Origin of the sequence: Mycobacterium tilburgii, from assembly GCF_902168065.1 — a bacterium.
GTDB classification, from domain to species: domain Bacteria; phylum Actinomycetota; class Actinomycetes; order Mycobacteriales; family Mycobacteriaceae; genus Mycobacterium; species Mycobacterium tilburgii.
Genome location: NZ_LR655695.1, coordinates 41,046 through 60,844, shown reverse-complemented (window position 1 = coordinate 60,844; position 19,799 = coordinate 41,046). Strand labels below are relative to the sequence as shown.

The 19,799-nt window shown below is 62.4% G+C and carries 15 protein-coding genes, 2 rRNA genes and 1 pseudogene; 17 read left to right on the top strand and 1 reads right to left on the bottom strand.

Features of this window, described 5'->3' with window-relative positions; genetic code table 11:
• The first annotated feature begins 62 nt into the window (after positions 1-62).
• The 14 genes from prfA to FQ389_RS04570 all read left to right on the top strand — a co-directional run bounded on the left by prfA (position 63) and on the right by FQ389_RS04570 (position 12,522).
• Positions 63-1,136, top strand: coding sequence for a peptide chain release factor 1 (gene prfA / locus FQ389_RS04635; protein ID WP_144206222.1), 1,074 nt, complete (start codon positions 63-65; stop codon positions 1,134-1,136).
• A complete protein-coding gene (gene prmC, locus FQ389_RS04630) occupies positions 1,133-2,005 on the top strand; it encodes a peptide chain release factor N(5)-glutamine methyltransferase (protein WP_144206192.1) in 873 nt (290 codons plus the stop codon). The genes prfA and prmC overlap by 4 nt, the downstream gene beginning before the upstream one ends.
• On the top strand, positions 1,998-2,651 hold the full coding sequence (locus tag FQ389_RS04625) for an L-threonylcarbamoyladenylate synthase (protein WP_144206191.1): 654 nt from the start codon (positions 1,998-2,000) through the stop codon (positions 2,649-2,651). Before prmC ends, FQ389_RS04625 begins: the two co-directional genes overlap by 8 nt.
• 34 nt (positions 2,652-2,685) lie before the next feature.
• Positions 2,686-3,903, top strand: a complete 1,218-nt coding sequence (locus tag FQ389_RS04620) for a glycosyltransferase family 4 protein (RefSeq protein WP_144206190.1) — start codon at positions 2,686-2,688, stop codon at positions 3,901-3,903.
• A gap of 226 nt (positions 3,904-4,129) precedes the next feature.
• Positions 4,130-4,606, top strand: coding sequence for an ATP synthase subunit I (locus FQ389_RS04615; protein WP_144206189.1), 477 nt, complete (start codon positions 4,130-4,132; stop codon positions 4,604-4,606).
• 1 nt (position 4,607) lies between these two features.
• Positions 4,608-5,357, top strand: a complete 750-nt coding sequence (gene atpB, locus FQ389_RS04610) for a F0F1 ATP synthase subunit A (RefSeq protein WP_407662757.1) — start codon at positions 4,608-4,610, stop codon at positions 5,355-5,357.
• A 95-nt stretch (positions 5,358-5,452) separates the two neighbouring features.
• On the top strand, positions 5,453-5,698 hold the full coding sequence (locus FQ389_RS04605; RefSeq protein ID WP_090609504.1) for a F0F1 ATP synthase subunit C: 246 nt from the start codon (positions 5,453-5,455) through the stop codon (positions 5,696-5,698).
• Positions 5,699-5,707: 9 nt separating this feature from the next.
• Positions 5,708-6,217, top strand: a complete 510-nt coding sequence (locus tag FQ389_RS04600) for a F0F1 ATP synthase subunit B (RefSeq protein ID WP_144206187.1) — start codon at positions 5,708-5,710, stop codon at positions 6,215-6,217.
• 6 nt (positions 6,218-6,223) lie between these two features.
• Entirely contained in the window at positions 6,224-7,564 is a 1,341-nt protein-coding gene (locus FQ389_RS04595) for a F0F1 ATP synthase subunit B/delta (protein ID WP_144206186.1), read from the top strand.
• Positions 7,565-7,616: 52 nt separating this feature from the next.
• Complete coding sequence (atpA, locus tag FQ389_RS04590; protein WP_144206185.1) at positions 7,617-9,269, top strand: F0F1 ATP synthase subunit alpha; 1,653 nt, start codon at positions 7,617-7,619, stop codon at positions 9,267-9,269.
• 6 nt (positions 9,270-9,275) lie between these two features.
• On the top strand, positions 9,276-10,184 hold the full coding sequence (locus tag FQ389_RS04585) for a F0F1 ATP synthase subunit gamma (protein ID WP_144206184.1): 909 nt from the start codon (positions 9,276-9,278) through the stop codon (positions 10,182-10,184).
• 31 nt (positions 10,185-10,215) lie between these two features.
• Positions 10,216-11,667: a F0F1 ATP synthase subunit beta gene (gene atpD / locus FQ389_RS04580; RefSeq protein ID WP_144206183.1), complete on the top strand. Its 1,452-nt coding sequence runs from the start codon at positions 10,216-10,218 to the stop codon at positions 11,665-11,667.
• 29 nt (positions 11,668-11,696) lie between these two features.
• Positions 11,697-12,062: a F0F1 ATP synthase subunit epsilon gene (locus FQ389_RS04575; RefSeq protein ID WP_144206182.1), complete on the top strand. Its 366-nt coding sequence runs from the start codon at positions 11,697-11,699 to the stop codon at positions 12,060-12,062.
• 16 nt (positions 12,063-12,078) lie between these two features.
• Complete coding sequence (locus FQ389_RS04570) at positions 12,079-12,522, top strand: DUF2550 domain-containing protein (RefSeq protein ID WP_144206181.1); 444 nt, start codon at positions 12,079-12,081, stop codon at positions 12,520-12,522.
• A 32-nt stretch (positions 12,523-12,554) separates the two neighbouring features.
• On the opposite strand, the pseudogene FQ389_RS04565 reads toward FQ389_RS04570, so the two are convergent.
• Positions 12,555-13,127: pseudogene (locus tag FQ389_RS04565) on the bottom strand (cob(I)yrinic acid a,c-diamide adenosyltransferase).
• Between the two features lie 70 nt (positions 13,128-13,197).
• On the opposite strand from FQ389_RS04565, the gene murA reads away from it, so the two are divergent.
• The 3 genes from murA (at position 13,198) to FQ389_RS04550 (ending at position 19,747) form a co-directional block, all read left to right on the top strand.
• Positions 13,198-14,451, top strand: coding sequence for a UDP-N-acetylglucosamine 1-carboxyvinyltransferase (murA, locus tag FQ389_RS04560; protein WP_144206180.1), 1,254 nt, complete (start codon positions 13,198-13,200; stop codon positions 14,449-14,451).
• 406 nt (positions 14,452-14,857) lie between these two features.
• Positions 14,858-16,376, top strand: a 16S ribosomal RNA gene (locus FQ389_RS04555).
• Between the two features lie 282 nt (positions 16,377-16,658).
• Positions 16,659-19,747 (top strand): 23S ribosomal RNA (locus FQ389_RS04550).
• Together the 16S and 23S rRNA genes form the textbook arrangement of a ribosomal RNA operon.
• Positions 19,748-19,799 lie beyond the last annotated feature (52 nt).

The window sequence follows — 19,799 nt, the reverse complement described above, 5'->3', positions numbered from 1 at the left end:
CGGTTCGTGTTTGCGGCCAACGAGGCTCGCGAGACCGGGGGAGACCGGGGAGGAGGTGTGTGATAACGCGGTCGGTACAGACGATTGACGTGCTGCTCGCCGAGCACGCCGAGCTGGAGCAGCGACTGGCGGACCCCGAGCTGCACAGCAATCCCGACGAGGCGCGCAAGGCCAGTCGCCGATTCGCCCGGCTGGCACCGATTGTGGCCACGCATCGCAAGTTGGAGGCGGCTCGCGACGATCTGGCCACCGCGCGCGAACTCGCCGCCGATGACGACTCGTTCGCCGACGAGGTCGTCGAACTCGAAGCGCGGGTGGCCGAACTGGACACCCAGCTCACCGACATGCTCGCCACGCGCGACCAGCATGACGCCGACGACGTCGTGATGGAAGTCAAATCCGGTGAAGGTGGCGAGGAGTCGGCGCTGTTCGCCGCCGACCTGGCCCGGATGTACATCCGCTACGCCGAACGGCACGGCTGGACGGTCACCGTTCTGGACGAGACCACCTCCGACCTGGGTGGCTACAAGGATGCGACGCTGACTATCGCCAGCAAGGGCGACTCCGTCGACGGGGTGTGGTCGCGGTTGAAATTCGAGGGCGGCGTGCACCGGGTGCAGCGGGTCCCGGTTACCGAATCCCAAGGGCGTGTGCATACTTCGGCCGCGGGTGTGCTGGTCTATCCCGAGCCCGAGGAAGTCGGCGAAGTGCAGATCGACGAGTCGGATCTGCGCATCGACGTCTACCGCTCGTCGGGCAAGGGCGGCCAAAGCGTGAACACCACCGACTCCGCGGTGCGAATCACCCACCTGCCCACCGGGATCGTCGTCACCTGCCAGAACGAACGTTCACAGCTGCAGAACAAGATCCGGGCCATGCAGGTGCTGGCCGCCCGTCTGCAGGCACTCGCGGAAGAGCAGGCGCAGGCCGACGCGTCGGCGGACCGGGCCAGTCAGATCCGCACCGTGGACCGCAGCGAACGGATCCGCACCTATAATTTCCCGGAGAACCGGATTACCGATCACCGAATCGGTTTCAAGTCACACAATCTCGACCAGGTTCTCGACGGTGACCTAGATCCGCTTATCGATGCGCTCAGCGCCGCCGACAAACAAGCCCGGTTACAACAGGCATGACAGCCCTGAGACGCGCGATCGACTCGGCCGCAACGGTGCTCGCCGAGGCCGGAATCGATTCGGCGCGTTTCGATGCCGAGGAGTTGGCCGCCTACGTGGCAGGTGCCGAACGTGGCCGGTTGACACTGATCGAATCGATCGACGACGACTTCTTGGTGCGATATCAGGACGCGGTCGCCGCGCGGTCGCGGCGGGTGCCATTGCAGCATCTCACCGGGACGGCTCCGTTCGGCCCGGTCCTGCTGCACGTTGGCCCGGGAGTGTTCATTCCGCGCCCGGAAACCGAGGCCATCTTGGAGTGGGCCACGGCGCAGCACCTGCCGGTGCCCTCGGTGATCGTCGACTTGTGCACGGGCTCGGGCGCTTTGGCGATCGCCCTGGCTCGCCACTGGCCGACGGCCCGCGTCATTGGCATCGACGACTCCGATGCGGCGCTGGACTACGCGCGCCGCAACGTCCCGGGCACTGCGGTCGAGCTCGTCCGCGCCGATGTCACCACGCCGGGCCTGCGCCCCGAGCTCGACGGGCGCGTTGGCCTGATCGTGGCTAACCCGCCCTACGTGCCCGACGACGCGACGCTGGAACCCGAGGTCGCCCGGCACGACCCACCGCACGCGGTGTTCGGCGGCACCGACGGCATGGCCGTGATACCAGCTCTGGCCGGTCTCGCTGGGCGCTGGCTGCGCTCCGGCGGGCTGTTCGCCGTCGAGCACGACGACAGTACCTCTTCGGCAACGGTCGACGTCGTCACGGCGGCCGGGCTTTTCGACGACATTCAGCTGCGCCGCGACCTCACCGGCCGGCCACGATTCGTGACCGCGCGCCGGTGTGCCCGGCACCCGCAAACAGGGGACGCAATCCGTGGCTGAGGTGTTCGATTGTGCTGTCCCCGAACAACGTTCGGCCGGGATCGCCGCGGCGGTCGGGGCGCTCAAGGGTAGCCGGTTGGTCGTGATGCCCACCGACACCGTGTACGGCATCGGCACCGACGCCTTCGACAACACCGCGGTGGCCGCCCTGCTCGCCGCGAAGGGGCGCGGTCGCGACATGCCCGTCGGCGTCCTGGTCGGCTCCTGGCACACCATCGAAGGCCTGGTCTACACCGTGCCGGACGGCGCGCGGGACCTCATCCGCGCATTCTGGCCCGGCGCGCTGAGTCTGGTTGTGGCGCAAGCACCGTCGTTGCAATGGGATCTCGGCGATGCCCGTGGCACCGTCATGCTGCGGATGCCACTGCACCCGGTGGCCATCGAGATCTTGCGTGAGGTCGGCCCTATGGCGGTGTCCAGCGCCAACGTTTCCGGGCGGCCGGCGGCGGTGAACGCGGCCGACGCGCGCGCCCAGCTCGGCGACCTAGTCGATGTCTATCTCGACGCCGGGCCCTCCGCACAGCAGGCCGCCTCGACGATCGTCGATCTGACCGGGCAGACTCCGCGGCTGCTGCGGGCGGGACCGGTGAGCGCCGAGCGGATCGCCGAAGTGCTCGGCATCGAGCCCGGGCGATTGATCGTCTAGCCGCACCAAAACAAGGGTTCAGCTCTGATGGAAGGTGGCGTACGGTCGCGTGGTGTCTAGCGAGCCGGGCAGCAATGTAGCCAGTCTTGCCGCAGGTCTGCACGCCCTGGCCGATTGCGGTGCTGGCGTCCCGCTGCGTGAGCTGGCGTTGGTCGGCCTGACCGCCGCGATCATCACCTATTTCGCGACTGGCCCGGTGCGGGTGCTGGCCACCCGGCTGGGCGCGGTCGCCTACCCGCGGGAACGCGATGTGCACGTGGCGCCGACGCCGCGCATGGGCGGGCTGGCGATGTTCGTCGGCATGGCCTCCGCGGTGTTCCTGGCCTCCGAGCTCCCCGCCCTGACACGCGGATTCGTCTATTCCACCGGTATGCCCGCGGTCATGGTGGCGGGTGCGGTGATCATGGGAATCGGACTGATCGACGACCGCTGGGGCCTGGACGCCCTCACCAAATTCGCCGGTCAGATCACCGCGGCCAGCGTGCTGGTGACCATGGGTGTGGCCTGGAGCGTGCTGTACATCCCGTTCGGGGGGGTGGGCACCATCGTGCTGGATCAAGCGTCGTCGATCCTGCTCACGCTGGCCCTGACGGTTTCGATCGTCAACGCGATGAACTTCGTCGACGGGCTCGACGGACTGGCCGCCGGGTTGGGCCTCATCACCGCGATGGCAATCTGCGTTTTCTCCGTCGGATTGCTGCGCGACCACGGCGGCGACGTTCTGTTCTATCCGCCCGCCGTGATCTCGGTCGTGCTGGCCGGGGCGTGTTTGGGTTTCCTGCCGCACAACTTTCACAAGGCCAAGATCTTCATGGGCGACTCCGGATCGATGCTGATCGGATTGATGCTGGCGGCCGCATCCACCACCGCGGCCGGCCCGATCTCGCAAAACGCCTACGGCGCCCGCGACGTCTTTGCCTTGTTGTCACCGTTCCTGCTGGTCGTCGCCGTGATGTTCGTGCCGATGCTCGATCTGTTGCTGGCCATCGTCCGGCGCACCCGGGCGGGCCGCAGCGCGTTCAGCCCCGACAAGATGCATTTGCATCACCGGTTGCTGCAGATCGGTCATTCGCACCGCCGAGTGGTGCTGCTGATCTATCTGTGGGTGGGCATCGTTGCCTTCGGCGCCGCCGGCACGATCTTTTTCAACCCGCGCGACACCGGCGCGGTGATGCTCGGCGCGATCGTCGTCGCCGGGGTTGCGACAGCAATCCCGCTTTTGCGGCGGCGCGACTACTACGACGCGGAGTAGTAGTACCGCTGACATTGTGGTACGGTGCTGCTAGAACCCTAAAAAGAATCTTGAGGGTTGCTCGCCAATCGGGGTTGCCAGATCGTTTACCGGCAGCATCGATTGACGACCGAGCGAGGGAGCTACCCCTTAAAGTGATTCGGTTGTGACGTGCGATACGCTCGGCGGGCCACCGATCAGTCGGTCGGAAAATTCCCGCTCCATCAATCCGGATTGAGGTGCTGCAGTGACGACACCAGCGCAGGACGCGCCGTTGGTGTTTCCCTCTGTTGCTTTCCGTCCAATCCGGCTCCTTGCGATCAGCGCCATCATCACCGCGATGGCGATCGCCGCTGCGGGATTCGCCGGTCACCTGATGGTCGGGGTCTTCTTCGGTGTCGGGTTGCTCCTGGGTTTGCTCAACGCGCTACTGGTGCGTCGCTCGGTGGCATCGATCACCGCGAAAGAGCATCCGCTGAAAAGTTCGATGGCGATCAACTCGGCAACCCGGCTCGCGATCATCACCGTAATCGGTCTGATCATCGCCTACATTTTCCGGCCCGCCGGCCTGGGCGTGGTGTTCGGCCTGGCACTCTTTCAGGTGGTGCTGGTGCTGTCGACCGCGCTGCCGGTATGGAAAAAGCTGCGCGCCGGCGATGGGGCGGAGCCGGTAAGCGCGCACACCCCGGAAGGCACGGCAAAAGGGAACAGCGACGATGACTGACATGTCGTTTTTGACTGAAGGCACGATCGAGGTCGGCAAGCACAGCCACGCCACCTGGTTCGGGCTGACCGTCAACACCGACACGATCCTGTCGACCGCGATCGCCGCGGTCATCGTGATCGCCCTGGCCTTCTTCCTCCGCGCAAAGATCACTTCCACCGGTGTGCCCAGCGGCGTTCAGTTGTTCTGGGAGGCGATCACCGTCCAGATGCGCGATCAAATCGAGAGCGCCGTGGGGATGCGCATCGCCCCCTGCGTGCTGCCGCTGGCCGTCACCATCTTCGTGTTCATCCTGATCTCCAACTGGCTGTCGGTGCTGCCGCTGCAGTACACCGACGCGTCCGGGCACACCACCGAGCTGCTGAAATCGGCGGCCGCGGACATCAATTACGTGCTGGCACTGGCCTTGTTCGTGTTCGTCTGCTATCACGTGGCCGGCATCTGGCGCCGTGGCATCGTCGGACACCCGGTGGCGGTGCTGAAGGGTCACGTGGCGTTCCTGGCACCGATCAACCTGGTCGAAGAACTCGCCAAGCCGATCTCGTTGTCGCTCCGACTTTTCGGCAACATCTTCGCCGGTGGCATCCTGGTCGCGCTGATCGCGCTGTTCCCGGCGTACATCATGTGGGCGCCCAACGCGATCTGGAAATCCTTCGACTTGTTCGTCGGTGCGATCCAAGCGTTCATCTTCTCCATCTTGACCATCTTGTACTTCAGCCAGGCCATGGAGATCGAGGAACACCATGACTGAAATCCGCATCAATCGGCCCACGAATCTGCTCGAGCCACACACCATTACAGGAACCTGGTAGACCCCTACCAGATATAAGGAGGATAAGAATGGCCCTGGACCCCCAAGTAGCTGCCGCTGCTCTTATCGGCGGTGGAATCATTATGGGCGGTGGCGCGATCGGTGCCGGTATCGGTGACGGTATTGCCGGTAACGCGCTTGTTGCGGGCATCGCCCGGCAGCCGGAGGCACAAGGCCGGTTGTTCACGCCGTTCTTCATCACTGTCGGTCTGGTTGAGGCGGCCTACTTCATCAATCTGGCCTTCATGGCGCTGTTCGTATTCGCAACCCCTGTCGGCTAGTTCGCTGTGATGGGAGATGCGAGCCGCAGCGTTCTGGCATCCAGCCAGTTAGCAGCAGAGGGGGGCAACAACTTCCTTGTCCCGAACGGCACGTTCTTTTTCGTGCTGGCGATCTTCCTGATCGTGCTGATCCTGATCGGCACGATCGTCGTCCCGCCGGTCATGAAGGTGCTGCGCGAACGCGACGCGATGGTCGCCAAGACCGCCGCCGACACGAGGAGGGCGAACGAGCAATTCGAGGCCTCCGAGGCGGACTACGAAAACGCCATGCGGGAAGCCCGTGTTCAGGCGTCAGCCCTACGGGACAACGTCCGCGCGGAAGGTCGCAGGGTCGTCGAAAACGCACGCACCAGGGCCGAGCAGCAGGTCGCATCGACGGTGCAGAAGACCGTCGAGCAATTAAAGCGGGAAAGGGATGCCGTGGAGCTGGATCTGCGTGCCAATGTGGCTTCCATGTCAGCGACCTTGGCCAGTCGCGTCCTCGGTGTCGACGTCACAACCACTGCCGCAACAAGGTAACTATCAATGTCGACGTTTATCGGGCAGCTGATCGGGTCCGCAGCCATCGTGTTCCTGGTGGTGCGTTATGTCGTACCGCAGGTACGCAATTTGATGACGGCACGCCAAAACACCGTGCGCCAGCAGTTGGAGGATGCGGCGAAGGCCGCCGACCGATTGACGGAATCGACCGCGGCGCACAGTAAGGCGATCCAAGCCGCCGAATCGGAAGCCAAACAGTTGGTCAAAGAGGCCCAAACCGCCGCTGAGCGCATCACCGAGCAACTGGCTGCCCAGGCCGAAATCGAGTCGGCACGCATCATCGGGCAGGGATCGCGGCAGGTCAAACTGCTGCGCACGCAGCTGACCCGACAGCTGCGCCTGGAGCTGGGACAAGAATCTGTGCGTCAGGCAACGGAATTAGTGCGCAATTACGTCGCCGACCCCGACCAACAGGCGTCCACCGTCGATCGTTTTCTGGACGAACTCGACGAGATGGCACCGGCATCGGCCGACGTCCAATACCCGCTGCGCTCCAAGCTGCGTTCGTCGAGCCGGATGGCGCTGGCCAACCTCACCGAAAAATTCCGCGACGTCGCCAAAGACCTTGACGCGAAAGCGCTTTCCACGCTGTCGGCCGAACTGGTGTCGGTAGGACGGCTGTTGGGGCAAGAAGCGGTCGTGACCCGGTACCTGACCGTGCCGGCCGAAGACGCGTCACCGCGAGTGCGGCTGATCAGGAGCCTGGTGTCGGACAAAGTCGGGGACGACGCGCTCGGGATGCTGCGAGTGGCCGTCTCGGAGCGTTGGTCGGCCAACAATGACCTGATCGATGCGATCGAGCACGTGTCGCGACAGGCCCTGCTCGAGATCGCCGAACGCGACTGCACGGTCGACGAGGTCGAAGACCAGCTGTTCCGATTTTCCCGCGTTCTCGACGCCCAGCCCCGTCTCGCCATTCTATTGGGCGACTACGTCGTTCCGGCCGAGCAGCGGATGACCTTGCTGCGCAACGTACTCGAGAGCGCGAGCGCCACGGTCAACCCGATCGTGCTGGCACTGCTGAGCCAGACCATCGAGCTGTTGCGCGGTCAGTCTGCCGAGGAAGCCGTCCAGTTTCTGGCCGAAGTTGTGGTGGCCCGCCGCGGTGAGGTCATCGCCCAAGTCAGCGCGGCGGCAGAGCTCAGCGCCGCCCAGCGCACTCGCCTCACCGAGGTCCTTGGTCGCATATACGGGCATCCGGTCACCGTGCACCTGCAGGTCGACCCTGAGCTACTCGGTGGGCTGCTGATCTCCGTGGCCGACGAGGTGATCGACGGGACGCTCTCGTCGCGCCTCGCCGCGGCCGAGGCGCAAGTGCCCGAGTGACCACCAACCCGATCCCCGCGAACGACAGAATCAAGTAGGAAGACGAAAAGCCATGGCCGAGTTGACAATCTCCGCTGATGACATCCAGAGCGCAATCGAGGAGTACGTAAGCTCTTTTACTTCCGACACCTCCCGCGAAGAGGTCGGCACCGTCGTGGACGCCGGAGACGGCATCGCGCATGTCGATGGCCTGCCGGGGGTCATGACCCAGGAGCTGCTCGGATTTGGCGGCGGCATCCTGGGTGTCGCGCTCAACCTCGACGAGCACGGCGTCGGCGCGGTGATCCTCGGTGACTTCGAGAAGATCGAAGAAGGCCAACAGGTCAAGCGCACCGGTGAAGTCCTCTCAGTGCCCGTCGGCGACGCTTTCCTGGGCCGGGTGGTGAACCCGCTGGGTGAGCCCATCGACGGCCAGGGCGACATCGAGACCGACACTCGCCGTGCGCTAGAGATCCAGGCCCCGTCGGTGGTGCAGCGGCAAAGCGTCAGCGAGCCACTGCAGACCGGCATCAAGGCCATCGACGCCATGACCCCGATCGGCCGTGGCCAGCGTCAGCTGATCATCGGCGACCGCAAGACCGGCAAGACCGCGGTGTGCGTCGACACGATCCTCAACCAGCGCAAAAACTGGGAGACCGGCGATCCCAAGAAGCAGGTGCGCTGCGTCTATGTGGCGGTCGGGCAGAAGGGGACCACGATCGCTTCCGTCCGCCGCGCGCTGGAAGAGGGTGGGGCGATGGATTACACCACCATCGTGGCCGCACCGGCGTCCGACTCGGCCGGCTTCAAATGGCTTGCGCCGTACACGGGTTCGGCGATCGCCCAGCACTGGATGTACGACGGCAAGCACGTGCTGATCGTCTTCGACGACCTGTCCAAGCAAGCCGAGGCGTACCGCGCGATCTCGCTGCTGCTGCGCCGTCCGCCGGGTCGCGAGGCCTACCCGGGCGACGTGTTCTATCTGCACTCGCGGCTGCTGGAGCGCTGCGCGAAGCTGTCCGACGAGCTCGGCGGCGGTTCGATCACCGGCCTGCCGATCATCGAGACCAAGGCCAACGACATCTCGGCCTACATCCCCACCAACGTCATCTCGATCACCGACGGGCAGTGCTTCTTGGAGTCCGACCTGTTCAACCAAGGCGTGCGGCCGGCCATCAACGTCGGTGTCTCGGTGTCCCGGGTCGGTGGTGCCGCACAGATCAAGGCCATGAAGGAGGTCGCCGGTTCGCTGCGGCTCGACCTGTCCCAGTATCGCGAGCTGGAGGGGTTCGCCGCTTTCGCTTCCGACCTGGACGCCACCTCCAAGGCGCAGCTGGACCGCGGTGCGCGGCTGGTGGAGCTGCTCAAGCAGCCGCAGTACCAGCCGCTTCCCGTTGAGGAGCAAGTGGTTTCGATCTTCCTGGGCACGGGCGGCCACCTGGACTCGGTGCCCGTCGAGGACGTCAGCCGCTTCGAGTCGGAGTTGCTGGATCACATGCGGGCCTCGGAGGGGAGCCTGCTGGCCGGAATCCGGGACAGCGGAAAGCTTTCCGAAGAGGCCCAGGCGCAACTCGAAGACATCATCAGCAAGTTCAAGAAGGGTTTCGTCGCCAGCGATGGCGGATCGGTGGTCCCGGACGAGCATGTCGAGGCGCTCGACGAAGACGACTTGGCCAAGGAGTCGGTCAAGGTCAAGAAGCCGGCGCCTGAAGACAAGAAAAAGTAAGACTCGATGGCTGCCACACTTCGTGAATTGCGCGGACGGATCCGCTCCGCCGGTGCGATAAAGAAGATCACCAAAGCCCAAGAGCTGATTGCGACCTCGCGTATCGGAAAGGCCCAGGCCCGGCTACATGCCGCCCGCCCATACACCGAAGAGGTCACCAACATGTTGACCACGCTGTCCAGCGAGGCGGCGTTGGATCACCCGTTGCTCGTCGAACGGCCGGAACCGAAGCGGGCCGCCGTGCTTGTGGTGTCCTCGGACCGCGGTCTGTGTGGCGCCTACAATTCCAGCGTCTTCCGTCGCGCCGAGGAGCTGTTCTCCCTGCTGCGGGAGGAAGGCAAGACCCCGGTGCTGTACGTCGTTGGTCGTAAGGCGTTGGCCTACTACAGCTTCAGAAACTGGACCATTACCGAATCCTGGACTGGTTTCTCCGAACAGCCCACGGCCGAGAAGGCCGCCGAGGTGGCGTCCACCCTGGTCGACACGTTCATCCCCGGCAGCAAAGGCGCCCAGGAGGGATCAGACGAGGCGGGCGTCGACGAATTGCACATCGTCTACACCGAATTCAAGTCGATGTTGTCCCAGGCAACGACTGCCCACCGGATGGCGCCGATGGTGGTGGAGTACACCGGCGAGCCCGAGACACTACACACCCTGTACTCGTTCGAGCCGGATGCGACGACTCTGTTCGACGCCCTGTTGCCGAGGTATGTGACCACCCGGGTGTACACGGCGCTGCTCGAGTCCGCGGCATCGGAGCTGGCGTCGCGCCGGCGGGCGATGAAGTCGGCCACCGACAACGCCGACGACCTGATCAAGGCATTGACGCTCATGGCGAACTGCGAGCGGCAGGCCCAGATCACCCAAGCGATCAGTGAAATCGTCGGCGGCGCAAACGCGCTCGCGGACGCCTGAGCCAGATAGCACCACGAGGAAGCGAAGAAAAATGACTGCGACTGCCGAAAAGAGCACCAAGTCGACAAGCGCCGACACCAGCGGCCGCGTGGTACGGATCACCGGGCCGGTCGTCGACGTCGAGTTCCCGCGCGGCTCCGTCCCGGAGTTGTTCAACGCGCTGCACGCCGAGATCACCTTCGAGGAGCTCAAGAAGACGCTCACGCTCGAGGTCGCCCAGCACCTCGGCGACAACCTGGTGCGCACCATCTCGCTGCAGCCCACCGACGGCCTGGTACGCGGTGTAGAGGTCACCGACACCGGTGCCTCGATCTCGGTGCCGGTCGGCCAGGAAGTCAAGGGGCACGTCTTCAACGCCCTCGGCCACTGCCTGGACAAGCCGGGCTACGGCGACGACTTCGAGCACTGGTCGATTCACCGCAAGCCACCGGCGTTCGAAGAGCTGGAACCGCGGACCGAGATGCTCGAGACCGGCCTGAAGGTCGTCGACCTGCTCACCCCGTACGTGCGCGGCGGCAAGATCGCACTGTTCGGCGGTGCCGGCGTGGGCAAGACGGTGCTCATCCAGGAGATGATCAACCGTATTGCCCGTAACTTTGGTGGTACGTCGGTGTTCGCTGGCGTGGGGGAGCGCACTCGTGAGGGCAACGACCTGTGGGTCGAGCTTCAGGAAGCCAACGTGCTCAAGGACACGGCGCTGGTGTTCGGTCAGATGGACGAGCCGCCCGGTACCCGTATGCGGGTGGCGCTGTCCGCGCTGACCATGGCGGAGTGGTTCCGTGACGAGGCCGGCCAGGACGTGTTGTTGTTCATCGACAACATCTTCCGGTTCACCCAGGCCGGGTCCGAGGTTTCGACGCTGCTCGGCCGTATGCCGTCGGCGGTGGGTTACCAGCCCACTCTGGCAGACGAGATGGGCGAGCTGCAGGAGCGCATCACTTCGACGCGAGGCAAGTCGATCACCTCCATGCAGGCGGTCTACGTGCCCGCCGACGACTACACCGACCCGGCACCGGCGACCACGTTCGCGCACCTGGACGCCACCACCGAGCTGTCGCGTTCGGTGTTCTCCAAGGGCATCTTCCCGGCGGTGGACCCGCTGGCCTCCAGCTCGACCATCCTCGACCCCAGCGTCGTCGGCGACGAACACTACCGGGTGGCGCAAGAGGTCATCCGAATCCTGCAGCGGTACGAGGACCTTCAAGACATCATCGCGATCCTCGGGATCGACGAGCTGTCGGAAGAGGACAAGCAACTGGTCAACCGAGCCCGGCGCATCGAGCGATTCCTGTCGCAGAACATGATGGCGGCCGAGCAGTTCACCGGGCAGCCCGGCTCGACCGTCCCGCTCAAAGAGACCATCGAGTCGTTCGATCGTCTGACCAAGGGTGAGTTCGACCACGTGCCCGAGCAGGCGTTCTTCCTGATCGGTGGTCTTGACGACCTGGCCAAGAAGGCCGAGAGTCTTGGCGCCAAGCTCTAGCTTGCGGTGGTACCGAAAGGGTTTGTGGCATGGCTGAATTGAACGTCGAAATCGTCGCTGTCGATCGCAAGATCTGGTCGGGCGAGGCAACGTTCGTGTTCACCCGCACCATCGTGGGTGAGATCGGTATCCTGCCGGGGCACATTCCGTTGGTGGCACAGTTGGTCGACGACGCCATGGTGCGGGTCGAACGGGAAGGACAAAACGACCTACGGGTCGCGGTCGACGGCGGGTTCCTGTCGGTGACCGAGGAGGGCGTCACCGTTCTCGCCGAATCCGCGGAGTTCGAGTCGGAGATCAACGAGGCCGCCGCGCGGCAGGACGCCGAATCCGACGACCCCCGTATCGCCGTTCGCGGCCGTGCGAGACTGCGCGCCGTCGGCGCGATCGACTAGCAGCTCGGGCAAGGCGATGAGCGCGCCCATGATCGCCATGGTCGTGCTCGTCGTCGTGCTGGGTGCGGCGGTTCTCGGGTTGAGTTATCGGCTGTGGAAACTGCGCCAGGGGGGAACCGCCGCAATCATGCGGGATTTCCCCGCGGTGGGCGGTCACGGGTGGCGGCATGGCGTGATCCGGTACCGGGGTGGGGAAGCGGCCTTCTACCGGCTGTCCAGCCTGCGCCTGTGGCCCGACCGCCGATTGAGCCGTCGCGGTGTCGAGATCGTGGCCCGCCGCGCACCCCGCGGCGACGAGTTTGACATCATGACCGATGAGATCGTGGTGCTGGAGCTGCGCGATACCACGCAGGAACGCAGGACCGGCTACGAGATCGCCCTCGATCAAGGTGCGTTGACGGCGTTCTTGTCGTGGCTGGAATCGCGTCCGTCACCGCGGGCACGCCGTCGCAGCTTCTGACCAAAAGCGTGCCTGCTCAACCGATTAACGCGTCAGTCGGCGGCGCCGTCGGCCGGCTTCCACAGCACATCGCCGTCGGGGTTGGCTGCGCGCGACAGGATAAAAAGCAGATCCGACAGCCGGTTCAGGTATTTCGCCGGCAGCGCATTGACGGTCCGGCGCGGAATCCACGGCCGCCCAAGCGGATCGCTCGGCCCGGCGCATCACCGTGCGCGCCATGTGCAGTAGGGTCGAAAGCGGCGAACCTCCCGGCAGCACAAAAGAATTCAGCGGCGGCAGCGGCTCGTTATATTTGTCACACCAACCTTCGAGGCGGTCGATGCAGGGCTGGGTGACGCGCAGGGGGATACTTCGGGTTCTCGACGACCGGGGTGGACAGGTCGGCGCCGGCGTCGAACAAATCGTTTTGAACCTGTCGCAGTACCGCCGTGATCTCGTGATCGGGCCGGCCCGGCGATGGCGACGCCGATCGCGGAGTTGGCCTCGTCACAATCGGCGTAGGCGACCAGGCGAGGGTCGTTCTTGGAGACTCGCGAGAAGTCGCTCAGCCCTGCGGCTCCGTCATCACCGGTCCGGGTGTAGATGCGGGTCAGATGCACTGTCATGACCAAACCGTACTCGGCCAACAGCCTTAGCTGACTGACAAGCCGATAGCGTTTCACTAGACTGTCACGGGTGGCTGAGCGATTCGTGGTGACCGGAGGCAACCGGTTGTCCGGCGAAGTCGCAGTGGGGGGCGCCAAGAACAGCGTGCTCAAGCTGATGGCTGCGACCCTGTTGGCCGAAGGCACCAGCACCATCACCAACTGTCCGGACATCCTCGATGTGCCGTTGATGGCCGAGGTGCTGCGGGGCCTGGGTGCCACGGTCGAGCTCGACGGCGACGTCGCCCGGATCACCTCACCCGACGAACCCAAGTACGACGCCGACTTTGCTGCCGTGCGCCAGTTCCGGGCTTCGGTGTGTGTGCTGGGCCCGTTGGTCGGCCGATGCAAAAAGGCCCGGGTCGCGCTGCCCGGCGGCGACGCGATCGGGTCGCGCCCGCTGGACATGCACCAAGCGGGCCTGCGGCAGCTGGGCGCGACGTGCAACATCAAGCACGGATGCGTCGTCGCGCACGCGGATACGTTGCGCGGCGCGGAGATTCAGTTGGAGTTCCCGTCGGTGGGGGCTACCGAGAACATCTTGATGGCGGCCGTCGTGGCGAAGGGGGTCACCACCATCCACAACGCGGCGCGCGAACCCGACGTCGTCGACCTGTGCACGATGCTCAACCAGATGGGTGCCCGGATCGAAGGCGCCGGTTCGCCGACCATGACCATCGCCGGGGTCGACCGGCTCTATCCCACCGAACACCGGGTGATCGGCGACCGCATCGTGGCCGCGACCTGGGGGATCGCCGCCGCCATCACGCGCGGGGACATCTCGGTGACCGGAATCGATCCGTCGCACCTGCAAGTGGTGCTGCACAAGCTGCACGACGCGGGCGCCACCGTCACCCAGACCGACAACAGTTTCCGGGTCAGCCAGTACGAGCGTCCGAAGGCGATGAACGTTGCCACACTGCCGTTTCCCGGTTTCCCGACGGATTTGCAGCCTATGGCGATCGCGCTGGCCTCGATCTCCGACGGCACCTCGATGATCACCGAGAACGTGTTCGAGGCGCGGTTTCGATTCGTCGAAGAAATGATCCGGCTCGGCGCCGGCGCGCGTACCGACGGGCATCACGCCGTCGTGCGTGGGCTGCCCCAATTGTCCAGTGCGCCGGTGTGGTGTTCGGATATCCGCGCCGGCGCCGGACTGGTGTTGGCGGGCCTCGTGGCCGATGGTGACACCGAGGTTCACGACGTCTTTCACATCGATCGCGGCTACCCGTTGTTCGTCGAAAACCTGGCGATTTTGGGAGCGCAGATCGAGCGGGTACAGTAACCAAAGCCAGTGCCCCACAGGCGCGGTCGCCACTCCAAGGAGACCGAGACCGGGGCTCGACTCCCTCGCCGGATTGGTACTAGACCGACACGGCTGTCCTCGCAGCGATCACCTCGATCGCAAAAACTGAGGGTTGACGACTCCGCCGGATTTGTATTAGACTAGCACGGTTACTTCCTAAGAGGGTGAAAACAAGCTATAGAGTGTTGGTTGAGAACTCAATAGTGTGTTTGGTGTTTTTGTTTGTTGTTGTTTGGCCATACTTTTAACACTCCCCGTGTGTGGGTATGGTCATTTTTGATGCCAGTTAATTGTTTTGATACCAGTTAATTGGTGGTGTTTTTATTTTAGTAGGTCAGGTTATCTCTGATTCGAAAATCACCTCAGTTTTATCGAGGAGGGTTTTTGTTTGGAGAGTTTGATCCTGGCTCAGGACGAACGCTGGCGGCGTGCTTAACACATGCAAGTCGAACGGAAAGATCCCTTCGGGGATACTCGAGTGGCGAACGGGTGAGTAACACGTGGGTAATCTGCCCTGCACTTCGGGATAAGCCTGGGAAACTGGGTCTAATACCGGATATGACCACGAAGCGCATGCCTTGTGGTGGAAAGCTTTTGCGGTGTGGGATGGGCCCGCGGCCTATCAGCTTGTTGGTGGGGTGACGGCCTACCAAGGCGACGACGGGTAGCCGGCCTGAGAGGGTGTCCGGCCACACTGGGACTGAGATACGGCCCAGACTCCTACGGGAGGCAGCAGTGGGGAATATTGCACAATGGGCGCAAGCCTGATGCAGCGACGCCGCGTGGGGGATGACGGCCTTCGGGTTGTAAACCTCTTTCAGCAGGGACGAAGCGCAAGTGACGGTACCTGCAGAAGAAGCACCGGCCAACTACGTGCCAGCAGCCGCGGTAATACGTAGGGTGCGAGCGTTGTCCGGAATTACTGGGCGTAAAGAGCTCGTAGGTGGTTTGTCGCGTTGTTCGTGAAAACCGGGGGCTTAACTCTCGGCTTGCGGGCGATACGGGCAAACTGGAGTACTGCAGGGGAGACTGGAATTCCTGGTGTAGCGGTGGAATGCGCAGATATCAGGAGGAACACCGGTGGCGAAGGCGGGTCTCTGGGCAGTAACTGACGCTGAGGAGCGAAAGCGTGGGGAGCGAACAGGATTAGATACCCTGGTAGTCCACGCCGTAAACGGTGGGTACTAGGTGTGGGTTTCCTTCCTTGGAATCCGTGCCGTAGCTAACGCATTAAGTACCCCGCCTGGGGAGTACGGTCGCAAGGCTAAAACTCAAAGGAATTGACGGGGGCCCGCACAAGCGGCGGAGCATGTGGATTAATTCGATGCAACGCGAAGAACCTTACCTGGGTTTGACATGCACAGGACGCCGGCAGAGATGCTCGGTTCCCTTGTGGCCTGTGTGCAGGTGGTGCATGGCTGTCGTCAGCTCGTGTCGTGAGATGTTGGGTTAAGTCCCGCAACGAGCGCAACCCTTGTCTCATGTTGCCAGCGGGTAATGCCGGGGACTCGTGAGAGACTGCCGGGGTCAACTCGGAGGAAGGTGGGGATGACGTCAAGTCATCATGCCCCTTATGTCCAGGGCTTCACACATGCTACAATGGCCGGTACAAAGGGCTGCGATGCCGCAAGGCTAAGCGAATCCTTTAAAGCCGGTCTCAGTTCGGATCGGGGTCTGCAACTCGACCCCGTGAAGTCGGAGTCGCTAGTAATCGCAGATCAGCAACGCTGCGGTGAATACGTTCCCGGGCCTTGTACACACCGCCCGTCACGTCATGAAAGTCGGTAACACCCGAAGCCAGTGGCCTAACCGTTTGGAGGGAGCTGTCGAAGGTGGGATCGGCGATTGGGACGAAGTCGTAACAAGGTAGCCGTACCGGAAGGTGCGGCTGGATCACCTCCTTTCTAAGGAGCACCACGAGAAACACCCCAATTGGTGGGGTGTGGGCCGTGAGGGGGTTCTCGTCTGTAGTGGACGAGGGCCGGGTGCACAACAACAGGCAATCGCCAGACACACTATTGGGCCCTGAGACAACACTCGGCCGGCTTGGTCGACGGGGTGTCCCTCCATCTTGGTGGTGGGGTGTGGTGTTTGAGTATTGGATAGTGGTTGCGAGCATCTAAATGAACGCGTCGCCGGCAACGGTTACGTGTTCGTTTTGTGTAATTTTTCTTTTGGTTTTGTGTTCGTAAGTGTTTAAGGGCACATGGTGGATGCCTTGGCATCGAGAGCCGATGAAGGACGTGGGAGGCTGCGATATGCCTCGGGGAGCTGTCAACCGAGCGTTGATCCGAGGATCTCCGAATGGGGAAACCTAGCACGAGTTATGTCGTGTTACCCGTATCTGAATATATAGGGTGCGGGAGGGAACGCGGGGAAGTGAAACATCTCAGTACCCGTAGGAAGAGAAAACAAAAGTGATTCCGCTAGTAGTGGCGAGCGAACGTGGAACATGGCTAAACCGCACGCATGCGATACCGGGTAGGGGTTGTGTGTGCGGGGTTGTGGGAATGATACGTCTCAGTTCTACCTGGCTGAGGAACAGTCAAAAAGTGTCGTGGTTAGCGGAAATGGCCTGGGATGGTCTGCCGCAGACGGTGAGAGCCCGGTACGCGAAAATCCGGCACCTGTCTTGTATCAACTCCCGAGTAGCAGCGGGCTCGTGGAATCTGCTGTGAATCTGCCGGGACCACCCGGTAAGCCTAAATACTTCTCGATGACCGATAGCGGATTAGTACCGTGAGGGAATGGTGAAAAGTACCCCGGGAGGGGAGTGAAATAGTACCTGAAACCGTGTGCCTACAATCCGTCAGAGCCTCCTTGTGGGGTGATGGCGTGCCTTTTGAAGAATGAGCCTGCGAGTCAGGGACATGTCGCAAGGTTAACCCGTGTGGGGTAGCCGCAGCGAAAGCGAGTCTGAATAGGGCGCTTGAGTGGCATGTTCTGGACCCGAAGCGGAGTGATCTACCCATGGCCAGGGTGAAGCGCGGGTAAGACCGCGTGGAGGCCCGAACCCACTTAGGTTGAAGACTGAGGGGATGAGCTGTGGGTAGGGGTGAAAGGCCAATCAAACTCCGTGATAGCTGGTTCTCCCCGAAATGCATTTAGGTGCAGCGTTACGTGTTTCACCACGGAGGTAGAGCTACTGGATGGTTGATGGGCCCTACTAGGTTACTGACGTCAGCCAAACTCCGAATGCCGTGGTGTATAGCGTGGCAGTGAGACGGCGGGGGATAAGCTCCGTGCGTCGAGAGGGAAACAGCCCAGATCGCCGACTAAGGCCCCTAAGCGTGTGCTAAGTGGAAAAGGATGTGGAGTCGCAGAGACAACCAGGAGGTTGGCTTAGAAGCAGCCACCCTTGAAAGAGTGCGTAATAGCTCACTGGTCAAGTGATTGTGCGCCGATAATGTAGCGGGACTCAAGTACACCGCCGAAGTCGCGGCAACCGCAAGGTTGGGTAGGGGAGCGTCCCCCATGCAGTGAAGCTGTCGGGTAACCGATGGTGGAGTTTGGGGGAGTGAGAATGCAGGCATGAGTAGCGATAAGGCAAGTGAGAACCTTGCCCGCCGAAAGACCAAGGGTTCCTGGGCCAGGCCAGTCCGCCCAGGGTGAGTCGGGACCTAAGGCGAGGCCGACAGGCGTAGTCGATGGACAACGGGTTGATATTCCCGTACCCGTGTATGAGCGTCCCCGACGAATCCATTCTGCTAACCACCCAAATGGTGGTCTATCAATCCCATCGGGGTGCGAGGATCACTGGCTGCGTGGGACCCGGGTGGGTAGTAGTCAAGCAATGGGGTGACGCAGGAAGGTAGCCGTACCAGTCAGTGGTAATACTGGGGCAAGCCCGTAGGGAGAGCGATAGGCAAATCCGTCGCTCATGTTCCTGAGAGGTGATGCATAGCCGATTGAGGCGAATTTCGGTGATCCTCAGCTGCCAAGAAAAGCCTCTAGCGAGCGCATGCATGGCCCGTACCCCAAACCAACACAGGTGGTCAGGTAGAGAATACCAAGGCGTACGAGATAACTATGGTTAAGGAACTCGGCAAAATGCCCCCGTAACCTCGGGAGAAGGGGGGCCGGCTTATCGTGAACAGCCTTGCGCTGGGAGCGGGAACCGGCCGCAGAAACCAGTGGGAAGCGACTGTTTACTAAAAACACAGGTCCGTGCGAAGTCGCAAGACGATGTATACGGACTGACGCCTGCCCGGTGCTGGAAGGTTAAGAGGACCCGTTAACTCGTAAGGGTGAAGCGGAGAATTTAAGCCCCAGTAAACGGCGGTGGTAACTATAACCATCCTAAGGTAGCGAAATTCCTTGTCGGGTAAGTTCCGACCTGCACGAATGGCGTAACGACTTCCCAACTGTCTCAACCATAGACTCGGCGAAATTGCACTACGAGTAAAGATGCTCGTTACGCGCGGCAGGACGAAAAGACCCCGGGACCTTCACTACAACTTGGTATTGGTGTTCGGTACTGTTTGTGTAGGATAGGTGGGAGACTGTGAAGCTCGGACGCCAGTTCGAGTGGAGTCGTTGTTGAAATACCACTCTGACCGTATTGGACACCTAACTTCGAACCCTTATCGGGTTCAGGGACAGTGCCTGGCGGGTAGTTTAACTGGGGCGGTTGCCTCCTAAAATGTAACGGAGGCGCCCAAAGGTTCCCTCAACCTGGACGGCAATCAGGTGTTGAGTGTAAATGCACAAGGGAGCTTGACTGCGAGACCTACAAGTCAAGCAGGGACGAAAGTCGGGATTAGTGATCCGGCACCCCCGAGTGGGAGGGGTGTCGCTCAACGGATAAAAGGTACCCCGGGGATAACAGGCTGATCTTCCCCAAGAGTCCATATCGACGGGATGGTTTGGCACCTCGATGTCGGCTCGTCGCATCCTGGGGCTGGAGCAGGTCCCAAGGGTTGGGCTGTTCGCCCATTAAAGCGGCACGCGAGCTGGGTTTAGAACGTCGTGAGACAGTTCGGTCTCTATCCGCCGCGCGCGTCAGAAACTTGAGGAAACCTGTCCCTAGTACGAGAGGACCGGGACGGACGAACCTCTAGTACACCAGTTGTCCCACCAGGGGCACTGCTGGATAGCTACGTTCGGACAGGATAACCGCTGAAAGCATCTAAGCGGGAAACCTTCTCCAAGATCAGGTTTCTCACCCTTATTAGAGGGATAAGGCCCCCCGCAGACCACGGGATTGATAGGTCAGACCTGGAAGCTCAGCAATGAGTGCAGGGAACTGGCACTAACCGGCCGAAAACTTACCAACACAACTCGCAACCACTATGCTTTTCGCAACTTGATTGTCTTGATTGTCGCGC

Bases quoted from the DNA above. Each gene is read 5' to 3' on its own strand.
- FQ389_RS04585 (WP_144206184.1), top strand. From the start codon at position 9,276: ATGGCTGCCACACTTCGTGAATTGCGCGGACGGATCCGCTCCGCCGGT.
- atpD (WP_144206183.1), top strand. From the start codon at position 10,216: ATGACTGCGACTGCCGAAAAGAGCACCAAGTCGACAAGCGCCGACACC.
- prmC (WP_144206192.1), top strand. From the start codon at position 1,133: ATGACAGCCCTGAGACGCGCGATCGACTCGGCCGCAACGGTGCTCGCC.
- atpA (WP_144206185.1), top strand. From the start codon at position 7,617: ATGGCCGAGTTGACAATCTCCGCTGATGACATCCAGAGCGCAATCGAG.
- FQ389_RS04600 (WP_144206187.1), top strand. From the start codon at position 5,708: ATGGGAGATGCGAGCCGCAGCGTTCTGGCATCCAGCCAGTTAGCAGCA.
- FQ389_RS04570 (WP_144206181.1), top strand. From the start codon at position 12,079: ATGAGCGCGCCCATGATCGCCATGGTCGTGCTCGTCGTCGTGCTGGGT.
- FQ389_RS04595 (WP_144206186.1), top strand. From the start codon at position 6,224: ATGTCGACGTTTATCGGGCAGCTGATCGGGTCCGCAGCCATCGTGTTC.
- FQ389_RS04575 (WP_144206182.1), top strand. From the start codon at position 11,697: ATGGCTGAATTGAACGTCGAAATCGTCGCTGTCGATCGCAAGATCTGG.
- atpB (WP_407662757.1), top strand. From the start codon at position 4,608: ATGTCGTTTTTGACTGAAGGCACGATCGAGGTCGGCAAGCACAGCCAC.